Genomic DNA, 22,322 nt, shown 5'->3' on the forward strand with positions numbered 1-22,322 from the left:
GTGTCACGGCCGCTTCGGCGGCCCGCTGCTTTCCCGGATGATCAGCTCGGGCTTCCGCGCGGTCAGCGGCCGCCGCCGCGCGGCGGGAGCCAGCACTTCGTGGAGCAGTGCGAAGCCGTCCCGGCCGAGGCCGGCGAAGTCCTGCCGCACGGTCGTCAGGGCCGGCGTGTAGTAGGCGGCCTGCGGGACGTCGTCGAAGCCGACCACGCTCACGTCGTCCGGCACCCGCCGCCCGGCTTCGTGCAGCGCCCGCACCACGCCGAGGGCGAGGTCGTCGTTGCCGCACAGGACCGCCGTCACGTCGGCGCCGGCCGCGAGCGCCCGGCCGGCTTCGTACCCCGATCGCGGTGTCCACGAGGCTTGGACGGGTTCGGGTGCCGTCACACCGGCGTCGGCCAGCGCCTGCCGCCACCCGCGGATCCGGTCGCTGCGCCCGCTGGACGACGGGATCGCCACGTGGTGCACGGTCCGGTGGCCCAGCTCCAGCAGGTACCGCGTGGCGTGGGCCGCCGCCGCGCCGTCGTCGAGCCGGATCGTCGGGCAGGGCGGGGCGGGCGGGGTGGCGGAGGCCTCGGCGAGCGCCACCACCGCGACGCCGGGCGGAACCGCGTGCAGCGCCTGGATGCCGACCTGGTCCCAGGCGATGACGAGGAGCGCGCCGGCGGACGGATCACCCACCCGGGCGACGGTCGCCGCCAGGTTTTCCGGTGCCACCGACGCCAGCGCGCAGACGCCCACGGCGTACCCGGCTTCCCGGGCGGCCGCTTCGATCCCCTGCAGGGCCGCGCCGTAGCCGTAGAGCGCGGTGTCGGAGACCAGCACGGTGACCGCCTTCACCTGCCCGCCGGCCAGGGCCGTGGCGACCCGGCTCGGCCGGAACCCGAGCTCCGCGATGGCGTGGTTGACCCGCTCCCGGGTGTCGCCGGTGACCCGGGGGTGGCCGTTGATGACCCGCGAAACGGTCTGGTGCGACACGCCCGCCACCCGGGCGACGTCGCGGATGCTGACCTTGCGCTGTTCGCCGTGACCGCTCACCGGCACCTCGCCGTCAGGAGCCGGCGGCGGGCGCGGTGCTCCCGCCGATGATCACTTCGGGGGACAGTACCTCGGCCGACGGGGGCGTGAGCACTTCGAGCTGCCGGGCGAGGAGTTCGACGGCCAGGCGGCCGAGGGTGCGCCCGGGGACCAGGACGGCGGTGAGGGGGAGGCGCCGGGCGTTCGCCACGGTCTCCGAGCAGACCGCGACGACGGACAGGTCACCGGGGACGTCGAGGCCCCGGTTCGCCAGCGCGGCCAGCACCCGCGGGAGGGCGGCCTCGTCGTCGACGACCAGGCCGGTGGGCGCGGCCTCGGCCAGCACTCGTGCCAGGCGGTCCTCGATCTCGTCCCCGGCGACGCCGACCGGGTGCGACGACGCGCGGATCCCGCGGTGGCCGGCGGCGGCCGCGAACGCCGCGGCGAAGGCCGTCGTGCGGACCGCCGCGGACCGCTGTCCGATGTGGACGATCGACCGGTGGCCGAGCTCGGCGAGGTGGGCGACGCAGGCGGCAGCCGCGGCGGGGTAGTCGAAGCCCAGGTGCGCCAGGGCCGGGTGTTCGGTGGGCTGCCCGCCGACGAGCACGGCCGGGACGCGTGCGGCGAGCAGCGGGGGCACGCGCGGGTCGTCGGCTTCGACGTCCATCACGATCGCTGCGTCCGCCAGTGCCGCGTGGAACACCCGGTGCAGGGCGTCGCCGCCGGTGTCCTGGGTGAGCAGGAGCAGGTCGAGGCGGTTCCCGCGCGCGGCCTCGACCGCGCCGGCGACGAACTCCGCCCCGGTGCCGGTGCTCTGGTCCCCGTGCGGCGGCACGGCGACGGCCACGACGCCGACGCGGCAGCCGGACGCCGAGCCGGGGGCACCGGGCCGCCGGTAGCCGAGCGTGCGGATGCTCTCCATGACCCGGCGCCGCGTCCGCGGCGAAATCGGCCGTTTTCCGGTGAGGACGTAGGACACCGTGCTGGGCGAAACGCCGGCCGCGGTGGCCACGTCGGCGACCGTCACGGTCTTGCCGCCGACCGCGTTCCCGGTCACATCGGAGGAATTGCGCATCGTCGATGACCTTCTCGTTCGCCCGATTGTCCAGTGGGTTGTCCGAGGCATGTGACCGGTAACATGAAATGCGGGGATTGACGTTAGTGGGCTCGATCGCCCTGGTCAAGCGGGTGTGGAATTCGACTTATTCGACATCGGTGCTCGCTACGGCCGAACGGCCGATCCGGTTGTTTCGAAATGGTCACGACCACGTGGCGATCATGAGATTTACAAATCGGCCGCGCGCCCCCTAGTCTCCACGCGGGGATCGGGATGCGCGCATTCTTCGCGTGGGGGTTCGGGAGGTGGCCGCGTGGCCTACGTGACGCGGGTGCGGCGGGAACGGGTGTCGGTCGACGAGCTGGTGCGCCGGGCGCAGGCCGAGGAGGAGACGCGCCGGGCCGCGGCGGGCGGTGGGGCGCACCGCGTCCACGCCGCGCGGGTGCGGCGGCGCTGCCGCCTGGTCGCCTTCGGCGCCGTCGTGGTGTTCCTGGCTTCCTTCGGCCGGCCCACCGGCGCGGTCGCGCTGCCGGACGTGCGGCCGATCCCGCCGGCGACCGCGGCCGGGCGCTGAGCCCGTGCTGCCGAGCAGGCAGGAAGGCGCGGCGGTGGTGCTGCCGGAGCCGGGGCGGTCGATCGGCGTGCTGGCGACGACGCTGGCAACGCTGGGTGCGGGCCGGACGTTCGACGCCGTCGCGCAGGCGGCCGCGGCCGAGGGGTACACGGTCAAGCTGATCCCGCTGGGCAAGCCGGGCCCGGGCGCGGTGCCGGAGCTGTGCCGGGACGTGGGCGAGCACGGCGTCGACGGCCTGGTCGTGCTGGTCGGGGAGCACCACTGGGACGGCGTCGTGGTGCCCGGGGACGTGCCGGTGGTGGTCGTCGATGCGCGCCCCGGGGCCGGCTACCCGGCGGTGGACACCGATCAGGAACAGGGTGCGGCGCTGGCGACCGAGCACCTGCTCAAGCTGGGCCACGAAACGGTGTGGCACATCGCGGGCCCGTCGGATTCGCGCGCGGCCGAGCGCCGCGAGCGGGCCTGGCGGCGGACGCTGACGCGGTTCGACCGCCCGGTGCCGTTGCCGGTGGTGGGGGACTGGACGGCGGAGTCGGGGCACACGCTGGGCCGGGTGCTGGCGCACGACCCGGCGGTGACGGCGGTGTTCGCGGCGAACGACCAGATGGCGCTGGGCTTGTTGCGCGCCCTGCACGAGGCGGGCCGTTCGGTGCCGGGCGAGGTCAGTGTCGTGGGCTTCGACGACATGCCGGAGGCCGCGAGCTTCTGGCCCCCGCTGACGACGATCCGGCAGTCGTTCCCGGAGCTGGGCCGCCGGGTGGTGCGGACGCTGCTCGCCCAGATCCGGTCCGGCATCCGGCCCGCGGCACCGGGGAACGTGCCGGTGACGCTCGTCGTGCGGGGCAGCACCGGCCCGCCGCCCTGGTAAGGGGCGGTAAGATCGTTGTGCCTTTTCCCGTACCGGAGCCGAGGACCGACGTGGGCGTCGACGTCTTGCTGATGGCCGTGCGGCAGCGCGGCACCAGCCCGAAGGGGCGGCAGGTGCGCCCGGTGGAGTTCTTGCTGGATCCGGCGGGCCGCTTCGCCCGGCTGTGCGCGTCGAGCCGTCAGCCGATGCTCAGCCGCGTGGACCCCGTCAAGACCCTGGTCCTGACCCGCGCCGACATGCCCCAGTTCATTTCCGAGGTGGAGACCGAACTTGCGGCGTCCGGCGACCGCGAGGTGACGGACCTCCTGGAGCGTGTCCTCGGCCTGGCGCGGCAATGCGCGGCGCAGGAGTCGCACGAACTGCACCTCGACGGCGACTGAGCGGGCGGCGTGGTCAGCGGTCCCGGGGCGTGGGTTCGGCGTCCGGGTTCGCGGGCTGCGCACTTCGGCGGAGATCCGCTTCGGTCCGGATCCGGATGCGGTTCGGGTTGGCGACGCCGGCAGCGGTGGAGTTGTCGTTCACCTTCCCGGTCTACCCCCGGATCGGGTTCGCTGCACAGTGATCCGCAGCACCGGTCCCGTTCGCGCGCGCGACGGCCCGTCCTCGCGGGACTGTCCGATCCGGACCGTCCCGCGGCCGAGCTGCCCCGGCGCCGCTGACGGGTCAGGCGTGGCCCGCCCCGAAGAGGTACCGGTTGGCGATGTCGATCACGAACCGGCCGCCGTACCCCGGGTAGCGGTCCACGATCGCCGCCTTGTACGCGTCGCCGTCGTCGCCCAGCAGCTCCTCCGCGTCGGCGAGGTACCGGCTCACCTCGCCGAACACCTCCGGCCCGGCCGGGGTGCCGTGCCCGACGAGGATCGTGTCGTACCCCGCTTCGCCCGCCAGGCGCTCGATCGCCTTCCGCCAGCCCGCGATGTCGTTGTTGCCCAGGAACAGGTGGATGTCGTGGTACACCAGGTCCTGGGCGACGAGCACGCCCTGCTCGGGCAGCTTGATCACCAGCTCGTCGGCCGCCTCGCCGCCGGTGTGGGCCTCGAACACGAACGGCACGCCGTCGATCACCTCGGTGCCCGGTTCGATGACCACCGCCGGGGTGACTTCGGCTGTCAGGATGGGGGCGCCGGTCGGGTCCTGGCCGTCGTCGAGGGCCGCGATCTGGTCGCGGACCACGGCGAGCGCGTGCACCGGGGCGCCGAAGCGGTTGGCGCCGCCGAAGTGGTCGGGGTGGGCGTGGGTGATGATCACCCGATCGAGGGGCTTGCCCAGGCCCCGGGCGTAGGCCGCGACCTCGTCGGCGTAGCCGCGGACGAACTGCGCGTCGACGACGACGACCCGCGACGGGGTCTCGATCAGCTGGGTGGTGACGTTGACGCTGTCGTCCGGCGCCATGTAGCTGTGCAGGCGCACCGCGCCCTTGTCGATGACGGTGATCGTGCCGTTCATGATCGCTCCTCCTGGTCGGACGGCGCCCTGTCGGCGTCGCGATCACCACTTTCGTCCCGCAACCGCAGGCCGGCGAGATACCGTGGAGACTCACCATGGTCAAAAGCGGACACGGAGCCGTGATGTCGATCCCGAACCTCGGCTTCGCCCCGCCGGAGGCCGGCGTCCCCGGCTTCGAGATCGTCGGCCTGGCCACCCTGCACGGCCGGATGCGGCGCCCCGGCGAGCTCCACCGCGTCGCCTTCCACAGCCTCACGCTGGTCACCGCGGGAACCGGCACGCGCACGGTCGACTTCGTGACCCACCCCTGCCGCCCGGGCACGCTGCTGTGGGTCCGGCCGGGCCAGGTCCAGCGCTACGGCGACCTCGGCACCACGGACGGCGTGCACCTGATGTTCACCCCGGCCTTCCCGCCGTCGTTCAGCGGCGCCGAGCACCTGGTCAGCGCGTGGTACGGCCCGGTCTGCCACCAGCTGGGGACGAGCCCGGAGTACGCCGTGCTCGCCACGCTGCTGAGCCAGCTGCGCGCGGAGGCCGCCCGTCCGCCGGGGACGGTGTCGGCGGAGATCCTCGGGCTGCAGCTCGCGGCGCTGCTCCTGCACGTCGGCCGGCTGCCCGACGACCGCCCACGCGCGGGCGGCGACGTCTACGCCCGCTTCCGCGCCGAGCTCGAACGGTCGTACGCGACGGTGCGCCGCGCGGAGGACTACGCCCACCGCCTCGGCTACACGGTGAAGACGCTGACCCGCGCCTGCGTGGCCGCCACCGGCCAGCCGGTCAAGCACGTCATCGACGGCCGCGTGGCGCTGGAAGCCCAGCGCCTGCTGGCCCACACGGACGAGCCGGTCGCGGCCGTCGCGCGCCGGCTCGGGTTCAGCGAGCCGACCAACTTCGGCAAGTTCTTCACACGCCGGACCGGCAGTACGCCGGGGGAATTCCGGCGGGTGCACCGGCCGTCGAATCCGTCGAACGAGCCGTTTCGTTACCCGGCCGAGCCTGCGGACGCTTGACGGCGGCAGGTATGACTGCGTAGACATGTCAGCGCAGTCACACGGTTCACCAGGCACGATGCCTCGGGTGAGCGAAGCACCGGGAGAAGCAATGACGCGATCGGGCCGGGGTGGGAATTCGTCCGCACCCAGCAGCAAGGACGTGGCCCTGGCCGCCGGCGTCTCGCAGAAGACCGTCTCCCGGGTCTTCAACAACGAGCAGTACGTCTCGGCCGACGTCCGGCAGCGGGTGCTGGCCGCCGCCGAAGAGATCGGCTACCGGCCCAACAACGCCGCCCGGGCGCTCGCGTCCGGCCGGACCCGCTCGATCGGGGTCGTCACGCTGGGCACCGGGCTCTACGGGCCCGCGTCCCTGCTCGTCGGCATCGAACGGGCCGTGCAGAACGCCGGCTACGCGCTGCGCGTGGTCAGCACCCTGGAGGGTGACCCCTCCGGCGTCGCCGGCGCCGTCGAGTCGCTGCTCGAGCAGGGCGTCGACGGCATCGTCATCTCCGAACCCATCGACGAGGGCCCGCTGGCCCTGCAGGTGGACGTCCCGGTCCTGGTCTTCGGCGCCCCGCCGTCGTTCACCGCCCCCCGGCTGATCACCGCGGGCGTGATCTCGGAAGAGCTCGCCCGGATCGCCACGGACCACCTGCTCGACCTCGGGCACGAGACCGTCCACCACATCGCGGGCCCGCGGCGGTGGTACGCGGCCCGCGACCGGGCCGAGGGCTGGCGCAAGGCGCTGCGGGCCCGCGGCGCGGTGGAGCCGCCGGTCGTCGACGGCGACTGGTCGGCATCGTCCGGGTACGCCGCCGGGCGGGTGCTGGCCGCCGGCGACGTCACCGCCGTGTTCGCGGCCAACGACGACATGGCCATCGGGCTGATCCGCGCGCTGCTCGAAGCGGGCAGGCGGGTCCCCGAGGACGTGAGCGTCGTCGGCTTCGACGACACGCCCATCTCCGCCTACGTCACGCCGCCGCTGACCACCGTGCGGCAGCCGTTCGACCCGATGGCGACCGCGGGCCTGCGTCTGCTCGTGCACGCCATCGAACAGCCGCAGGCCGCCGACCTCGAACCCGAGACACCACCGCTCGAGCTCGTCGTCCGCGCTTCGACCGCCCGCTTCGCCGTCCACCCGGGCTGACCGTCCGGAACCCGGCTTCGCGCATTCCCCTCACTCCCCACCGGTGTGCCCGGCACGCCGCATTCCGCCCCCAGGAGTTCCGTCATGCCCGAACTCGTCCCGAACCACGCCTTCAGCCGCCGGTCCTTCCTCGCCGCGGCCGGCGCGGTCTCGCTCGGTGCCGCACTGGCCGCGTGCAGCGGCGGCGGGAGCACCGCCGCGCCCGCCGCCGAGAAGGTGAGCCAGGCCGACATCGACAAGGCGATGGCGACGCCCACCGAACTGGTCTTCTGGAGCTGGGCCCCGGAGATCGAGCAGGAAGTCGCCCTGTTCACGAAGAAGTACCCGGCGATCAAGGTCACCGTGCAGAACGCCGGCCAGGGCACGCCGCAGTACACGAAGCTGCGGACCGCGCTGCAGGCCGGCACCGGCGCGCCCGACCTGGCGCAGGTCGAGTTCCAGTACCTGCCGACCTTCACGGTCCTCGACAGCCTGCTCGACCTCCGCCCGTACGGCGCCGACGCGCTGAAGGCCAAGTTCGTCGACTGGACGTGGGGCCAGGTCAGCGGCCCGAACGGCGAGGTCTTCGCCATCCCGCAGGACACCGGCCCGATGGGCCTGCTCTACCGGCAGGACATCTTCGACCGATACGGCATCGCGGTGCCGAAGACGTGGGACGAGTTCGCGGACGCGGCGCGGAAACTGCACGCCGCCGCACCGGACGTCTACCTGACCAACCTCGCCTCCAACCAGCCGGCGGCCTGGCACGGCCTGCTCTGGCAGGCGGGCGACAAGCCCTACACGATGTCCGGCAAGAGCGACATCACGGTCGCCGTCAACAGCCCGGCCGCCAAGAAGCTCGCCGGCTACTGGGGCGGGCTGGCCAAGGAAGGCGTCATCGGGACCGAGACGGACTTCACCGACTCCTGGTACGCCTCGCTCAACAACGGCAAGTACGCCACCTGGATCACCGCGGCCTGGGGCCCGGCCTTCCTGTCCGGCTCGGCCAAGGCCACCGCGGGCAAGTGGCGGGCCGCGCCGCTCCCGCAGTGGGACGCGGCCAAGCCGAGCTCCGGCAACTGGGGCGGCTCGACCACGGCGGTGCTGAAGGGCACGAAGAACCCGATCGCGGCGGCGATGTTCGCGCAGTTCCTCAACAGCGACCCCGAATCGGCGAAGATGTTCGCCACCAAGCAGCTGTTCTTCCCGGCGACCAAGGCCCTGCTCGCCGACCCGTCGTTCGCCGGCGACACCCCGTCGTTCTACGGTGGCCAGAAGGTCAACGAGGTGTTCAGCGCGATCGGCGAGACCGTCTCACCGGAGTTCCAGTGGCCGCCGTTCCTCGACCAGGCCGTGACCGACTGGACCGAGACCGTCGGCAAGTCGCTGGCGGACAAGACCGACACGGTCGCCGCGCTCGACCAGTGGCAGTCGCGGATCACCACGTTCGCCAAGAACCAGGGCTTCACGGTCCAGGGCGGGTGAGCGCGGTGAAGCACCGTTCCGCCGGGCCGTGGTTCGTGGCCCCGTTCCTGATCCTGTTCGCGCTGTTCTTCATCACCCCGCTGGCGTATGCCGCCTACCTCAGTTTCTTCCAGCACAAGCTGATCGGCGGCACGGTCTTCGTCGGCCTGGACAACTACGTCAAGGCCGTCACCGATCCCCAGTTCCTCCGGGGCGTGCTGCGGGTGGCGACGTTCTTCGTCATCCAGGTGCCGGTGATGCTGCTGCTGGCGCTGCTGTTCGCGCTCGCGCTCGACAGCGGCCTGATGCGGCTGTCGAAGGTGGTCCGCCTGGGCGTCTTCGTCCCGTACGCGGTGCCCAGCGTCGTCGCGACGCTGATGTGGGGCTACCTCTACGGCCAGGACTACGGGCCGTTCGCCCAGCTGAGCTCGTTCTTCGGGCTGCCGGTGCCGAAGTTCCTCAGCGACAGCTGGATGCTCGGCAGCCTCGCGAACGTCGTCACGTGGGAGTTCGTCGGCTACAACATGATCATCCTCTACGCCGCGCTGCGGACCATTCCGGGCGAGCTCTACGAAGCGGCCGAAGTGGACGGTGCCGGCGCCTGGCGCACGGCCTGGTCGATCAAGCTCCCGGCGCTGCGCCCGGCACTGCTGCTGACCCTGCTGTTCTCCGTGATCGGCAGCTTCCAGCTGTTCAACGAACCCAAGCTGCTCAAGACGATCGCGCCCAACGTCATCGACAGCGGGTACACGGCCAACCTGTACGCGTACTCGCTCGCCTTCACCGGCCAGCAGGTCAACTACGCGGCCACCGTGTCGTTCCTGCTGGGCCTGGTCATCGTCGTCATCTCGTACACGATCCTGATCACCGCCAACCGCCGGAGCCGGAGGGCCGCCGCATGACCCGCCGTCGCAGCGTTCCGCTGACCGTCGCCATGCTCGCCGCGCTGGCCTACTTCCTGCTGCCGCTGTGCTGGCTGGTCATCGCCTCGACCAAGAGCACCCAGGACCTGTTCACGACGTTCGGGCTGTGGTTCTCGAAGGCGCCACAGCTGTTCACCAACATCGGCGACACGCTGTCGCACCAGGACGGGGTCTTCGTGCGCTGGCTGCTGAACACGATCGGCTACGCCGTCGTCAGCGCGCTCGGCGCCGCCCTGCTCGCCGCGGCCGCCGGGTACGGGTTCGCGAAGTACCGCTTCCGCGGCCACGGCGCCGGCTTCAACCTCGTGCTCGGCGCCGTCATGGTGCCCGCGACGGCCCTGGCCATCCCGACCTACCTGCTGTTCTCCCAGGTCGGCCTGGTCAACACGCCGTGGGCGGTGATCCTGCCGTCGCTGGTCAACCCGTTCGGGCTCTACCTGATGCGGATCTACGCCCAGGACGCCGTCCCGGACAGCGTCATCGAGGCCGCCCGGATCGACGGGGCGGGCGAGGCCCGGATCTTCTTCCGGATCGGGCTGCGGATGCTGGCGCCGGGCCTGGTCACCGTCGTGCTCTTCACGCTGGTGGCCACCTGGAACAACTACTTCCTGCCGCTGATCATGCTCAACGACCAGAACCTGTACCCGGTCACCCTCGGCCTCGCGCTCTGGGCGGACCAGGCCCAGAACGGCGGCGCCGGCACGAGCGGCGAGATGCTGCCGCTGGTGCTGACCGGTTCCCTGCTCTCGATCCTGCCCCTCGTCGTGGCTTTCCTGTTCCTGCAGCGGTACTGGCAGAGCGGGCTCGCCGCCGGCGCCGTCAAGCAGTGAAATCAATCCATTGTGGAGGTTCACCCATGGCGGTCCTGCCCGCCCGCGTCCTGTTCGGTGCCGCCTACTACCACGAGTACCAGCCGTACGAGCGGCTCAAGACCGACCTCGACCTGATGACCGAGGCCCGGTTCACCGTGATCCGCGTCGGCGAGTCGGTGTGGTCCACGTGGGAGCCGGAGAACGGCCGCTTCGACCTGGACTGGCTGCAGCCGGTCCTCGACGGCGCCCACGAGCGCGGGATTTCCGTGGTCCTCGGGACGCCGACGTACGCGGTGCCGCCGTGGCTGGCCCGGCAGTACCCGGAGATCACCGGCGAACGGGCGACCGGGCAGCGCATCGGCTGGGGTGCCCGCCAGGAGGTCGACTTCACGCACCCGGCGTTCCGGTTCCACGCCGAGCGCGTGATCCACAAGATCCTCGCCCGCTACGCGGAACACCCGGCCGTGATCGGGTTCCAGGTGGACAACGAGCCGGGGCTGGAGCTGTTCCACAACCACGGCGTCTTCCAGCGGTTCGTCGACCACCTGCGGGCGAAGTACGGCGACGTCGAGACGCTCAACCGCGAGTGGGGCCTGGTCTACTGGTCGCACCGGCTCTCGACGTGGGCCGACCTGTGGACCCCGGACGGCAACGCCCAGCCGCAGTACGACGTCGCCTGGCGGGAGTTCCAGGCCCGCCAGACCACCGAGTTCATCGCCTGGCAGGCGGATATCGTCCGCCAGTACTCGCGGCCGGAGCAGTTCGTCACCACGTGCATCTCCTACACGCGGCCGGCGGTCGAGGACGACGAGCTCACCGACAGCCTCGACATCGCCTCGGGCAACCCGTACTACGCGATGCAGGAGGGTCTGCAGCTGCCGGACCCGACCCCGGTCGGCCACGAGCAGAAGTGGAAGACCACCGGTGTCTGGTCGCTGTACCAGACCGCCGACTGGATGTTCTCTTCGCGCCAGGCGCCGTTCCTGGTCACCGAGACCAACGCCATGCACATCGGCCAGACCTGGGACAACCGGCCCGCGTTCGACGGCCAGTGGCGCCAGGCCGCCTGGGCGCTCGTCGCGCGCGGGGCCCGGATGATCGAGTACTGGCACTGGCACACGCTGCACTTCGGCGCCGAGACCTACTGGGGCGGGATCCTGCCGCACAGCGGACGGCCCGGCCGCACCTACGCCGAGCTCGCCCGCCTCGGCGAGGAGTTCGAGCTCGCCGGTGCCGCGGTCGCCGGGCTCGAGCCGGACGCGGACCTCACGATGGTGTACTCGACGCCGAGCAAGTGGCTCATGCAGAAGTACCCGGCACTGTCCACACCGGACGGCGAGCCGGACGCGGCGTCGTACCACCGGTTCTTCGACCCGTTCTACCGCGGCGCCTTCGACGCGGGCCGCCAGGTCCGGATCGTCCACATCCGGCAGCTGCACGACCCCCGCGGGGAACGCGAAGGCGTGGCACCGGAAGAAGCCGCCCGGCGGCACCCGGTCCTGGTCGTCCCCGCGCTGTACCTGGCCGCGGACAGCACGCTGGACTGGCTGGCCGCCTACGCCCGCGCGGGCGGCCACCTGGTCCTCGGCCCGCGCACCGGCTACGCCGACCACGAGGGGCGGGCGCGGCACGAATCGGCGCCCGGACGGCTCGTCGACGCCGCCGGCGTCCGGTACGACGAGTTCAGCAACCTCGGCGCCGACGTCCCGCTCAAGCCGGTGCCGGGCAGCCCACTGGAGCTGCCGCCGGGTGCGGCGGCGACGCGCTGGGTCGACGGCCTGACAGTGCTCGACGCGCAGGTGCTCGCCGAGTACGACCACCCGCACTTCGGCCGCTGGCCCGCGATCACCTCGCGGCCGGAGGGGGACGGGCGGGTGACGTACGTCGGCACGGTCCCGGACGCCGCGTCCGGCCGGGCTTTGGCCGAGTGGCTGGTGCCGCTGCCGTCGCACGCGTGGCCGAACCTGCCGGAGCCCGTGACCGCGACCACCGGGACCGCGCCCGGCGGCCGCCGGGTGCACATCGTCCACAACTGGAGCTGGAACCCCACCACCGTGACCGCGCCCGCGCCGCTGTCCGATCTGCTCGACGGCACGAACGTGCCGACGGGGATGGCCCTGAGCCTCGGCCCGTGGGACGTCCGCGTCTTCGTCGAACGAACCCCTACAAGGAAGTAGCGAGGTAGCGATGGTCCCCACCCGACGATCCTTCAAGGCGGTGCTGCTCGTCGTCGTCGCGGCGCTGCTGGGCGCGAGCCCGGCGGCGACCGCGCAGACGAGCGGCCCGACGACGATCTTCCAGCCGACGGCCGCCGCGGGGTACGCCAATCCCGGCGCGATGTACGCGCGGGCGATCACCCTGCACCACAACGGCGAGGCCAACGGGACGCTGTTCTCGACGTTCGAGGTCTACCGGAGCGCGGGTGCCCCGGCGTTCCCGGTGTACCGCAGCGGCGACGCCGGGAAGAGCTGGACGTACGTCTCCCAGGTGACCGACACGGTCAACGGCTACGGCATGCGCTGGAACCCGGAGATCTACGAGCTGCCGGACCGGCTCGGCACGCTCCCGGCGGGCACCCTGCTCGTCTCGGGGCTGTCGGTGCCCGCGGACATGCACTCCACCGAGATCCTGCTCTACGCCAGTACCGATCTCGGGAAGACGTGGAAGCTGCTGAGCTCCGTGGCCAAGGGCGGCGTGGCGTCGGTGTCCGATCCGAACACGCCGATCTGGGAACCGGTGCTGCTCATGCGCAACGGCAAGCTGATCGTGTACTACTCCGACCAGCGAGACAACGCGCACCACTCGCAGAAGCTCGTCCACCAGGTCACCACCGACGGCCGGACGTGGGGGCCGGTGGTCGACGACGTCGCCTACCCGGCGCAGCGGGCGCGGCCCGGCATGGCGACGGTCGCCGAGCTGCCCGGCGGCCGGTGGATCATGACCTACGAGTACTGCAACGCGCCGCAGGGCAGCTGCCCGGTGTACTACAAGATCGCCACCGACCCGGAGAAGTTCGGCCAGGCCGACGACAACCAGATCGTCCTCGACAACGGCGCGAAGCCGTGCTGCCAGCCGTTCGTCGTCTGGACGCCGTCGGGTGGGCCGCAGGGCACGATCGTGGTCAGCAACGGCGGCGGGACCGACCTCGCCGTCAACACCGCGGGTGGTGATCCCACGCAGTGGCGGTCGCAGGCGTCCAACGCCCCCGGCGGGTACAGCCGCGGCCTGATGGTGATGCCGGACGGCAACACCGTCATGTCGATCACCGGCGGCTGGCACGACAGCACCTACCTCAACACCGTCGAGTTCGCCCTCGACCACGTCGCCCCGGGCCTTTCGACGGGGGCGACGTACACGCTGACCAACGACCACTCGCGCCTGAACCTGGGCGTCAACGGCTCGTCGGTGGTCCAGCAGAGCGCCGCGACGCCCTGGGTGATCACCCGCCAGCCGACCGGGTACTTCACGGTGGCCACCGGCGGCCGCGTCCTGTCTGTCGTCGGCGGGTCCACACTGGACGGTGCGTGGCTGGAGCTGCGCACGCCCTCGCCGGGTTCGGCGACCCAGGAATGGGCGGTCGTCCAGCAGCCGGACGGGACGTACGAGCTGGCGAACCGCAAGAGCGGCAAGCTCCTGGAGGACCTCGCCTGGGCCACGACGCCGGGCGCCCCGATGGCGCAGTGGTCGGACGCCGACGGCCGCAACCAGCGCTGGACGCTGCACCAGACGGCGCTGCCGAACCTGACGACCGGCGACTTCACGATCCAGAACAAGCTGGGCAAGTACCTGGAGATCGCGGCCGGTTCGACGGCCCCGGGCACCCAGGCCGACCAGTGGTGGTACGCCAACCAGCCGTGGCACCTGTGGCGCTTCACCACGGCGAACGGCGGCTACCGGATCGTGAACGCGAAGTCCGGCCTGGCCCTGACCGACACCCACCCGGCGGCCGGCGAGGCGATCACCCAGACGGCCGTCGACCCGGGCAACGCCCAGCAGGTGTGGACGCTGGTGCCGAGCGGGGACCAGACGCTGATCAAGAACGCGGGCAGCGGCCGGTACATCACCATCGCAGGCGGCTCGCCGTCGAACCTGGCGAAGGCGGTGTCCTGGACGAAGATCGAGACGCCTGACCAGTTCTGGACGGTGCGCCGGATCAACTGAGGCCCCCGCGGGTGGTGCGGTGGCTCCCGCCGCACCACCCGGCCGGCCCAGCGCGGCCGCCGCGTCAGCGCGCGGCGGCCGCCACCGCACGGGCGCGGTCGGCCAGCCGGGCGGTGGCGTGCAGCACCGTCACGACCGAGCCGAGTGCGACCGCGCGGTCGCCCAGCTGTCCTTTGCAGACAGTCACCTGTGCGCCGGCGAAAGGGAGGGCGTCGCGCAGGAGCGCGCTGCGCAGTGGTGGCAGCAGAAGCTCGTAGGCGGCGGCGAGCTCGCCGCCGATGATCACGCGGTCCGGGTTGACCAGGTTGCCCAGGACGGCGATGGCCGTGCCGAGGCGGTGGCCCGCGTCGGTGAGCACCCGGACGCAGGCGCGGTCGCCCGCGAGGGCGTGCCGGATGAGGTCGACGGCCGTGAGCTCGGTGCCGTGGCGGGCGCGCAGCTGGTCGAGCAGCGCCGGCAGGCTGACGTACGTCTCGAGGCAGCCGCGGTTGCCGCAGCGGCAGATCCGGCCGGCCGGGTCGACGGTCATGTGCCCGAACTCCGCGGCCGTGCCGCACGAACCGCGGAACAGCCTGCCGCCCAGGACGAAGCCGGCGCCGATGCCGGTGCCGAGCTTGACGTAGACGGCGACCTGGGCGCCCTGGCCCGCGCCCCAGGTGACTTCGGCCAGCGCGCCGAGGTTGCCGACGTTGTCGACGATCACGGGCAGGCCGAGCAGGGCGCCGAGCTCCTCGGCCGGCCGCAGCCCGACCCAGCTCGGCGCGATGCTGGACGAGCCGACCGTGCCCGTCAGCGTGTTGACCGGTCCCGGCAGCCCGGCCCCGACGCCGAGCACCATGCTCTGCTTGACCCCCGCGGCGGCGAGCGCGTCCCGCGCGAGCGTGGCCGCGATCCGCAGCGCGTCCCGGGCGTCGTGGTCGCGGTCGAGCGGGCGGAGCTGCTCGGCCAGCACCGTGTGCGCCAGATCGGCGACGATCACGCGGATGTGCGTGTGCCCGAAGTCGATGCCGACGACGGCGCCGGCGGCGGGGTTGAGGGTGAGCAGGGTGCCCGGCCGGCCCTGTTTCGGCGGCCCGCCGGGACCCGGGCTGCCGTTCTCCACGATCAGGCCGTCCTGGTACAGCGCGCCGACGACGTTCGACACCGTGGCCCGCGAGACGTCCAGCAGGCGCGCGATGTCCGCCCGGGTCAGGGGACCGCGGGTGCGGAGGAGCTCGACCACCCGTTCGTGATTTCCCGGCCGGGTCCCCGGGCGCTGTGTCACCACACCCGAGATGTACCCGGTCGCCGCCGAAACGACAAGGATTGAACATATTCGACGGCATTCGACTGCGGGTGACGACTTTTCGGGCAGTTTTGTCCAGCTGGTTGACACATTGGGGCCCGTGGTTCCAGCATCAATGCTGCCGAGCAAGCGGTCAAACGATCACCGGATGCGTACCGGCGGCCGCGGCTCACCCGTTCGAACCACTCTCGCCCAAGGATGTGCGGATGTGAAACAGAACCGGTATCCCGGCGCCCTGCGCGCCGCACCCCGCTAGCCCCGTTGCCGACGCGGAGACCGCCGAAGCTCGATCGGCGGTCCGGGTGCCTTCCGCCGGAGTGTTAGCGCTAACACTGATCGCTCCCCGGAAACGGCCACCGCGTCGCCGCGGCTTTTCGAGCGGAAATGCGTGCCGTCCCCACGGAGGTGACCATGACTGTCCTCGACCTTTCCGATCCGCGGCCGACCCTGGCCGACGTGGCCAGGGTCGCCGGTGTCTCGTCGGCCACGGCGTCCCGGGTGCTCAACGGTTTTCCCCAGGTGCGCGCCGAGACCCGGCGCCAGGTCGAACAGGCCGTGCGGTCGCTCGGCTACGTCCGGCAGCGCGCGGCCCGCGCGGGGGAGGGGCAGCGGACCGGCACGGTCGCCGTCGTCATGTGTGAAGACGGCCTGCGGCTGTTCTCCGACCCGTTCTTCGGCCGGATCATGGGCGGCATCAACCGCGTGTTCACCGCCGCGGGCGTGCAGGTCGTGGTGCTGATGATGCCGTCGGCCGGCCAGGCCGCCACCTTCCGCTACCTCGGCGGCGGCCACGTCGACGGGGCGCTGTTCGTGAGCACGCACGCGCGGTACACGACGGCGTTGTCCCACGCCGATCTCCCGGTGGTCAGCGCGGGGCGGCCGATGGTGCCGGATCCTGCCCAGTGCACGTACGTCGACGTCGACAACCGCGGCGGCGCCGAGGCGGCGGTACGGCACCTGCTCGCCGCCGGGCGACGGCGGATCGCCACGGTCGCCGGCCCGAAGGACATGGCGCCGGGCCGCGACCGGCTCGCCGGCTACGCCGCCGCGATCTCCGGCTCGGCTCTCGTCGACCCGGGGCTGGTGGCCCACGGCGACTTCGGCCAGGCCTCCGGCGAGCACGCGACGCGGCAGCTGCTCGACCGGAGGCCCGACCTGGACGCGGTGTTCGCCGCCTCCGACGTGATGGCGGTGGGCGTGCTCCGGGCCCTGCGCCGCACTGGCCGCCGGGTGCCCGACGACGTGGCGGTGATCGGGTTCGACAACGCGCCGGTGTCGCGGAGGACGGATCCGCCGTTGACGACGGTGAGCCAGCCGGTGGAGGCGCTGGGGGCGCGGGCGGCGGGCGAGCTGCTCGCGGTGCTCGACGGGACCGTGCGGCAGCCGCGCCGGGTGGTGCTGGGGACGAGCCTGGTGGTCCGGGCTTCGGCGTGAGCGCGCGGCCGCCGGGAGGCGGCAAGCTACACTGGCGCGTACGTGTTACTGAGCGGTCGCTTAGTGACCTTGTTCACGAGGTGCCCGGCACGGCAGGCGGCAGGTGGGCCGCCGGGCCGGCAGGTGCCCAGGTCGGAGCTGTTTCCGCCGTGGATGGCGGGTGGCTGACGGGCGTCGCGAACGGGGGTGTTGCCGACGTCAAGGTGACCATTTCCGGTCGTTGTGGTGACCTCGGAGTGACACGTGAGTGACCGGTGAGGGGTGGGCAGCGTGCAGGAACGGACAGCGGGGGATCCCTGTGGTGGCACGGCCGTCGTGCTGCCCGACCCGGCGCGCTCGATCGGCGTGCTCACCTCGACACTGGCCACGCTCGGCAACAGCCGGACGCTCGACGCCATCGCGCGCTCGGCCGCGGCCGAGGGGTACGCGATCAAGCTGATGCCGCTGGGCAGGCCGACTCGCGACGGGGTCACCGACGCCTTCCGGGAACTGCGGAACCACGACGTCGACGGCCTGGTCGTGCTGGTCGAGGAATACGACCTGGATTGGCCGGGAATCGTTTTCCCGCAAGCCATCCCGGTCGTCGTCGTCGATTCCAACGCCCGCGCCGGCTACCCGACGGTGGACACCGACCAGGCGCAGGGGGCGGTGCTCGCGACCGAGCACCTGCTCAAGCTCGGCCACGAGACCGTCTGGCACATCGCGGGTCCGACGGACTCCTTCGCGGCCGAGCACCGGCAGGGGGCCTGGCGGCAGACGCTGACCCGGTTCGACCGCACGGTGCCGTTGCCGGTGGTCGGCGACTGGACGGCCGAGTCGGGGTACACGCTCGGCCGGGTGCTGGCCCACGACCCCGCGGTGACGGCGGTCTTCGCGGCCAACGACCAGATGGCGCTGGGGCTGTTGCGGGCGTTGCACGAAGCCGGCCGTTCGGTGCCGGGCGAGGTCAGCGTCGTGGGCTTCGACGACATGGTGGAGGCGGCGAGTTTCTGGCCGCCGCTGACGACCGTCCGGCAGTCGTTCGCCGAACTCGGCCGCCAGGTGGTGCGGACGCTGCTCGACGAGGTCAGGTCGGGTGCCAGGGCCGTGACGCTCGAACGGGTTCCGGTGTCGCTGGTGGTCCGCGGCAGCACCGGCCGGCCGCCGTGGTGACAGGCCGGCGTGAGAACGGTGTGAAGCCGTTCGCGCATCGCTGGTTTTTGCTCGCTCTTCGCGATTGAATACATCGAATCGTGCGGCCGCGTGTTGACACGCCGGGCCGTGCAAACGGATGCTCGGCGGAGCGGCCGAAAGGCCGAACAGGACCGACGAGGGGGAGCCGAGTCATGACCACCGTGCCGGCGCCACCTCCCGTCCCGTCCTGATGGAACCGGAACTGATCGAGATCACCGCCACCGTCCCGCACGAACCCGCGGCGGTGTGGACGATCGTCGGCAGCCCCCACCTCTACCCACGGTTCGTCCGCGGCATCACCTCGTGCGAACCGGTTTCCGAGGCCACCGGCCGGGGCGCCCGCTACCGGTTCCGCGCCGGCGGCGCGGGCGAAGCCGAGATCTTCGTGCACCGCCGGGACGAACACCTGGCCTGGTCGAGCGTCGAGGGCACGCCGCACCGGATGTCCGTCGTGCTGCGCCCGGTGCCGGACGGCTGCGCGATCACCGTCCTGCTCACGCTGCTCGACGGCCGGTCGCCCGCGGTCCCGCGGGTCCGCCAGCGGATCCTCGACGCGATCGCGGCCATCAGCGACCACCTCGGCGGTGTCCCGGCGGCGGACCCGCTGCCGCCCCGGCCGTCCAAACGGGAGTTCGCGCGGATCCTGGTCAAGGCCGGCGTCCTCACCCCCGCCCAGCCCGCCGGGCTGCTGCGGCAGCTGCGGTCGGTGAGCCGGTGGGGCTCGACGCTGGCCGGCGGCTACGAGGCGGTGGCGCGCCGCGCGCCGGAGTCCCTCGCGCTGTGCGACGAGCGTTCCGAGCGGACGTTCGGCGAGCTCGACGAGCGCACCACGCGGCTGGCCGCGGTGCTGAAGCGCTACGACGTCACCGAGGGCTCACGGGTACTCCTGATGTGCCGCAACCACAACGCGATGGTCGAGGCGATGATCGCCTGCAGCAAGCTGGGTGCGGACGTGGCACTGATGAACACCGGGCTGGCGCTCGGCCAGGCCGCCGAGTTCACGCTGCGGCACGGGTCCCAGCTGGTGCTCGCCGACGCCGAGTTCGCCGGCCTGCGCGGCCGGCTGCCGTCGGAGATCCCGCAGCTGTGGACGTGGCCGCCCGGCAACGGGTGGCACGGGTCGACCATCGAGGAGCTGATCGAGGCCGAGCCGCTCGCCCGGATCGCCCCGCCCACCAAGCCCGGCCGGCTCGTCGTGCTCACCTCGGGCACGTCCGGCCCGCCGAAGGGCGCGCGCCGCCCGACGCCGAACAACGTCGCCGACGCCGCCGCGGTGCTGTCGGAGATCCCGTTGCGGGCCGGGGAACCGATCCTGGTCGCCGCGCCGCTGTTCCACACCTGGGGCCTGGCCGCGCTCCAGCTCGCCATGGCGCTGCGGGCGGGGCTGGTGCTGCCGCGGCGGTTCGACCCGGAAGCGACGCTGGCGATGATCGAGCGCCAGCGGTGCACGGCGTTGTTCGCGGTGCCGACGATGCTGCGCCGGCTGCTGGACCTGCCGGAGAAGACGCGGGCCCGCTACGACCTTTCCTCGCTGCGCGTGGTCGCCAGCTCCGGCGCCGGCCTGCCGGGGCGGCTCGGCGAGGAGTTCATGGACGCCTTCGGCGACATCCTCTACAACCTCTACGGCTCCACGGAGGTCTCGTGGGCGGCGATCGCCGGACCCCGCGACCTCCGCGCGGCCCGCGGCACGGCGGGCCGCCCGCCGATCGGCACCGCGATCCGCGTCCTCGACCGCGCGGGCGAGCCGGTGCCGCCGGGCGCGACCGGCCGGCTCTACGTCGGCAACCGCCTGCTGTTCGACGGGTACACCGACGGCGAGCAGCTGGACGTCCGCGACGGGCTGATGGACACCGGCGACCGCGGGTACGTCGACGCGAACGGCCTGCTGTTCGTCCAGGGCCGCGAGGACGAGATGATCGTCTCCGGCGGCGAGAACGTGGCGCCGGCCCCGGTGGAGGAAGTCCTGCTCACGCTGCCCGAGGTTCGCGAGGCGGCGGTGGTCGGCGTCCGCGACGCCAAGTACGGCCAGCGCCTCGCGGCCTACCTCGTGCTGATGCCGGGCGCCCAGCTGGACGCCGACACGGTCCGGTCGCACGTGCGCGAGCGGCTCGCCCGGTTCGCGGTGCCGCGGGACGTCGTGTTCGTCGAAGAGCTGCCGCGCAACGCGACGGGTAAGGTCGTGAAGCGGGCCCTGCGCCGCAACTACCGCTGGTGACGGCCCGCACGTCGAGGAGATGCTGCCGATCGTCTACCCGCCCACGGTCGGCGAAGCTGCGGGAAGTGCTGCGCAACCGCCCGAGCCGCGAGGTCGACGTCATCGTCGTCACCGACGGGCAGCGCATCCTCGGCCTGGGCGACCAGGGGATCGGCGGACCGCCGGACGCCCGCTGTCGCAGCAGCAGGTCGTCATGCTCGGTGCGGGTTCGGCCGGCACGGCCGGAAACGCCGGAGGAGCCGCTGCTGCCGGCGTGGGACGACGTCCCGGAGATCGCGACCCGCATCGCCGGAGCTGAGCGAGGACGACGTCGCGAAGGCGGTGCGCGAGGCGCGGTGGACTCCCGAGTACCGGTAGCGGCGGCTCAGGCGGGGCAGCTGATGTCGTGCCGGGGCGCCGCCAGGGTCAGCAGGTAGCGGTCGGCGGCCGACCGGGTGCAGGTGTTCCGCGGGTAGACCCCGTGGCCCGCGCCCTCGTAGGTCAGCAGGGTCGTGTTCGCCGCCGCTTGGCGGTGGACGGCCAGCGCCCAGGCGTACGGGGTCGCCGGGTCGTCCCGGGCGTTGAGCAGCAGGATCCGCGGCGCCCGCGGGATGCTCAGCCGGTGCGGCGGGTTCGCCGGCGGGCCCGGGACGCCCAGGCACGCCATCGCTTCGCCGTGGCTCAACGCGCTGCCGCGCATGAGCGGTCCGCGGCGCAGCTCTTCGGCGTGCAGCGCCGAGTACCGCGCGAAACTCCGGATCCGGAGGTCGAAGTCCTGGCACACGACCGCGAGCCGGACCGACGCGTAGTTGTACGCGAACCGCGTGCCGACCGGCGGCGTCCCGGCCAGGGTGTCGGCGATCACCTGGGCCGCGTCCGTCCAGTCCGGACCGTACATGTCGGAGAACACCCGGTCGCGCAACCAGTTGTGCCGCGCGGGCAGGCCGTCGGCGATCCGGAGTGCCCGCGGCCAGAGGGCGAGGACGTCCTGGCCGTGCAGCGCGCAGGTCGTCGTCCGGTCGCACCACGCGGCGAACCGGCGGAACACGCCGTCCGCGGCGGCGGCCCGGTCGCCCAGGAACCGCTCGAGGCCCGCGCTGTGGTCGATGACGCTGTCGAGCACCATCGCCCGGACCCGGTCGCCGTACCGTTCGGCGTACTGCTGGCCGAGCAGCGTGCCGTAGGAGATGCCGAGGTAGCTGATCCGGGGTTCGCCCAGCGCGCGGCGGACGGCGTCCATGTCCCGGGCGTTGACGGCGGTGTTCGCGTGGTCGAAGACGGGGAGGTTGCGGGCACGGCACTCGGAAACCGCTTTCACGCTGTACTCCCGCAGCGCGGCGAACTCCGCCGGGCCGGCCGGCTCGTCGCCGGGCGCGGGACCGGTGTCCGGGCATTCGATGAAGGCGCTGCGGCCGGTGCCGCGCACGTCGAAGCCGACGACGTCGAAGCGGGCCTGGACCTCCGGGCCGAAGAAACCCGGCGACACCGCGAATTCCGCATTCGACGAGCCGGGACCGCCGAGATCGGCCAGCAGCACCCCGAGGCGGTGCGCGGAATCGGTGGCGCGGTGCCGGGCCACCGCGAGCTCGATCGACGGCCCGGCCGGGGCGTTCCAGTCCAGCGGCACCCGCACGGTGCCGCACTCGCCGTCCGGGGGCGCCGGGCTGTCCGGGTCGTCGGGGCAGGCGGTCCAGACGATCGGCGACGGCGTCCAGCCGGCCTCGGCCACGGCGGGCGCGGCGCCGGTCAGCAGAAGTGCGCTCGCCAGCACGGTTCCCAGCACCCGAGGCTCCTCCCCG

At 72.6% G+C, this 22,322-nt stretch carries 20 protein-coding genes; 14 read left to right on the forward strand and 6 right to left on the reverse strand.

The annotated features are described in order from the left end of the window. Window positions 1–3: 3 nt before the first annotated feature. Both BLW76_RS19035 and BLW76_RS19040 read right to left on the reverse strand, forming a co-directional pair. On the reverse strand, window positions 4–1,035 hold the full coding sequence (locus BLW76_RS19035; protein ID WP_208613333.1) for a LacI family DNA-binding transcriptional regulator: 1,032 nt from the start codon (window positions 1,033–1,035) through the stop codon (window positions 4–6). 13 nt (window positions 1,036–1,048) lie between these two features. Beyond that, window positions 1,049–2,089 (reverse strand): LacI family DNA-binding transcriptional regulator, encoded by a 1,041-nt coding sequence (locus BLW76_RS19040; protein ID WP_091309205.1) that lies wholly within the window; start codon window positions 2,087–2,089, stop codon window positions 1,049–1,051. A gap of 295 nt (window positions 2,090–2,384) precedes the next feature. Here BLW76_RS19040 and BLW76_RS19045 point away from each other — a divergent pair, with 295 nt between their 5' ends. The 3 genes from BLW76_RS19045 to BLW76_RS19055 are packed head-to-tail and all read left to right on the forward strand — an operon-like array spanning window position 2,385 to window position 3,893. Continuing rightward, window positions 2,385–2,645 (forward strand): hypothetical protein, encoded by a 261-nt coding sequence (locus BLW76_RS19045; RefSeq protein ID WP_091309207.1) that lies wholly within the window; start codon window positions 2,385–2,387, stop codon window positions 2,643–2,645. 4 nt (window positions 2,646–2,649) lie between these two features. After that, entirely contained in the window at window positions 2,650–3,513 is an 864-nt protein-coding gene (locus tag BLW76_RS19050; protein WP_244170210.1) for a substrate-binding domain-containing protein, read from the forward strand. Between the two features lie 50 nt (window positions 3,514–3,563). Then, window positions 3,564–3,893, forward strand: a complete 330-nt coding sequence (locus BLW76_RS19055; RefSeq protein ID WP_091309210.1) for a hypothetical protein — start codon at window positions 3,564–3,566, stop codon at window positions 3,891–3,893. Between the two features lie 13 nt (window positions 3,894–3,906). Here BLW76_RS19055 and BLW76_RS50430 read toward each other — a convergent pair whose 3' ends face one another. Together BLW76_RS50430 and BLW76_RS19060 are read right to left on the reverse strand one after the other, a co-directional pair. Next, window positions 3,907–4,035 carry a hypothetical protein gene (locus BLW76_RS50430; protein ID WP_279627684.1) on the reverse strand — a complete coding sequence of 43 codons (129 nt, stop codon included), beginning with the start codon at window positions 4,033–4,035 and terminating at the stop codon, window positions 3,907–3,909. Between the two features lie 141 nt (window positions 4,036–4,176). Then, window positions 4,177–4,959: an MBL fold metallo-hydrolase gene (locus BLW76_RS19060; RefSeq protein ID WP_091309212.1), complete on the reverse strand. Its 783-nt coding sequence runs from the start codon at window positions 4,957–4,959 to the stop codon at window positions 4,177–4,179. 122 nt (window positions 4,960–5,081) lie between these two features. Here BLW76_RS19060 and BLW76_RS19065 point away from each other — a divergent pair, with 122 nt between their 5' ends. The 7 genes from BLW76_RS19065 (at window position 5,082) to BLW76_RS19095 (ending at window position 14,437) form a co-directional block, all read left to right on the forward strand. Beyond that, window positions 5,082–5,969 carry a helix-turn-helix domain-containing protein gene (locus BLW76_RS19065; RefSeq protein ID WP_208613334.1) on the forward strand — a complete coding sequence of 296 codons (888 nt, stop codon included), beginning with the start codon at window positions 5,082–5,084 and terminating at the stop codon, window positions 5,967–5,969. 91 nt (window positions 5,970–6,060) lie between these two features. Beyond that, window positions 6,061–7,098 (forward strand): LacI family DNA-binding transcriptional regulator, encoded by a 1,038-nt coding sequence (locus BLW76_RS19070; protein WP_091309216.1) that lies wholly within the window; start codon window positions 6,061–6,063, stop codon window positions 7,096–7,098. Window positions 7,099–7,182: 84 nt separating this feature from the next. After that, entirely contained in the window at window positions 7,183–8,562 is a 1,380-nt protein-coding gene (locus tag BLW76_RS19075) for an ABC transporter substrate-binding protein (RefSeq protein ID WP_091309219.1), read from the forward strand. 5 nt (window positions 8,563–8,567) lie between these two features. Further along, window positions 8,568–9,443 carry a carbohydrate ABC transporter permease gene (locus tag BLW76_RS19080; RefSeq protein ID WP_244170211.1) on the forward strand — a complete coding sequence of 292 codons (876 nt, stop codon included), beginning with the start codon at window positions 8,568–8,570 and terminating at the stop codon, window positions 9,441–9,443. After that, window positions 9,440–10,294: a carbohydrate ABC transporter permease gene (locus BLW76_RS19085; protein ID WP_167384652.1), complete on the forward strand. Its 855-nt coding sequence runs from the start codon at window positions 9,440–9,442 to the stop codon at window positions 10,292–10,294. The genes BLW76_RS19080 and BLW76_RS19085 overlap by 4 nt, the downstream gene beginning before the upstream one ends. A gap of 26 nt (window positions 10,295–10,320) precedes the next feature. Next, window positions 10,321–12,453 carry a beta-galactosidase gene (locus BLW76_RS19090; protein WP_091309224.1) on the forward strand — a complete coding sequence of 711 codons (2,133 nt, stop codon included), beginning with the start codon at window positions 10,321–10,323 and terminating at the stop codon, window positions 12,451–12,453. A gap of 10 nt (window positions 12,454–12,463) precedes the next feature. After that, window positions 12,464–14,437, forward strand: a complete 1,974-nt coding sequence (locus BLW76_RS19095; protein ID WP_091309226.1) for an RICIN domain-containing protein — start codon at window positions 12,464–12,466, stop codon at window positions 14,435–14,437. 64 nt (window positions 14,438–14,501) lie between these two features. Here the strand turns inward: BLW76_RS19095 and BLW76_RS19100 are convergent, their stop codons facing one another. Further along, window positions 14,502–15,659 carry an ROK family transcriptional regulator gene (locus BLW76_RS19100; protein ID WP_167384653.1) on the reverse strand — a complete coding sequence of 386 codons (1,158 nt, stop codon included), beginning with the start codon at window positions 15,657–15,659 and terminating at the stop codon, window positions 14,502–14,504. A 474-nt stretch (window positions 15,660–16,133) separates the two neighbouring features. Here BLW76_RS19100 and BLW76_RS19105 point away from each other — a divergent pair, with 474 nt between their 5' ends. From BLW76_RS19105 to BLW76_RS50435, 4 genes are all read left to right on the forward strand, one after another. Further along, window positions 16,134–17,156: a LacI family DNA-binding transcriptional regulator gene (locus tag BLW76_RS19105; RefSeq protein WP_091309230.1), complete on the forward strand. Its 1,023-nt coding sequence runs from the start codon at window positions 16,134–16,136 to the stop codon at window positions 17,154–17,156. A 270-nt stretch (window positions 17,157–17,426) separates the two neighbouring features. Further along, window positions 17,427–18,308, forward strand: coding sequence for a substrate-binding domain-containing protein (locus tag BLW76_RS19110; protein ID WP_425266010.1), 882 nt, complete (start codon window positions 17,427–17,429; stop codon window positions 18,306–18,308). A 211-nt stretch (window positions 18,309–18,519) separates the two neighbouring features. After that, on the forward strand, window positions 18,520–20,544 hold the full coding sequence (locus BLW76_RS19115; RefSeq protein WP_091309236.1) for an AMP-binding protein: 2,025 nt from the start codon (window positions 18,520–18,522) through the stop codon (window positions 20,542–20,544). Window positions 20,545–20,609: 65 nt separating this feature from the next. Then, window positions 20,610–20,960, forward strand: a complete 351-nt coding sequence (locus BLW76_RS50435) for a hypothetical protein (protein ID WP_354846974.1) — start codon at window positions 20,610–20,612, stop codon at window positions 20,958–20,960. Here BLW76_RS50435 and BLW76_RS19125 read toward each other — a convergent pair. After that, a complete protein-coding gene (locus BLW76_RS19125; RefSeq protein ID WP_091309237.1) occupies window positions 20,909–22,306 on the reverse strand; it encodes an alpha/beta hydrolase in 1,398 nt (465 codons plus the stop codon). The genes BLW76_RS50435 and BLW76_RS19125 overlap by 52 nt on opposite strands. Window positions 22,307–22,322 lie beyond the last annotated feature (16 nt).

Source organism: Amycolatopsis tolypomycina (assembly GCF_900105945.1).
Lineage (GTDB): Bacteria > Actinomycetota > Actinomycetes > Mycobacteriales > Pseudonocardiaceae > Amycolatopsis > Amycolatopsis tolypomycina.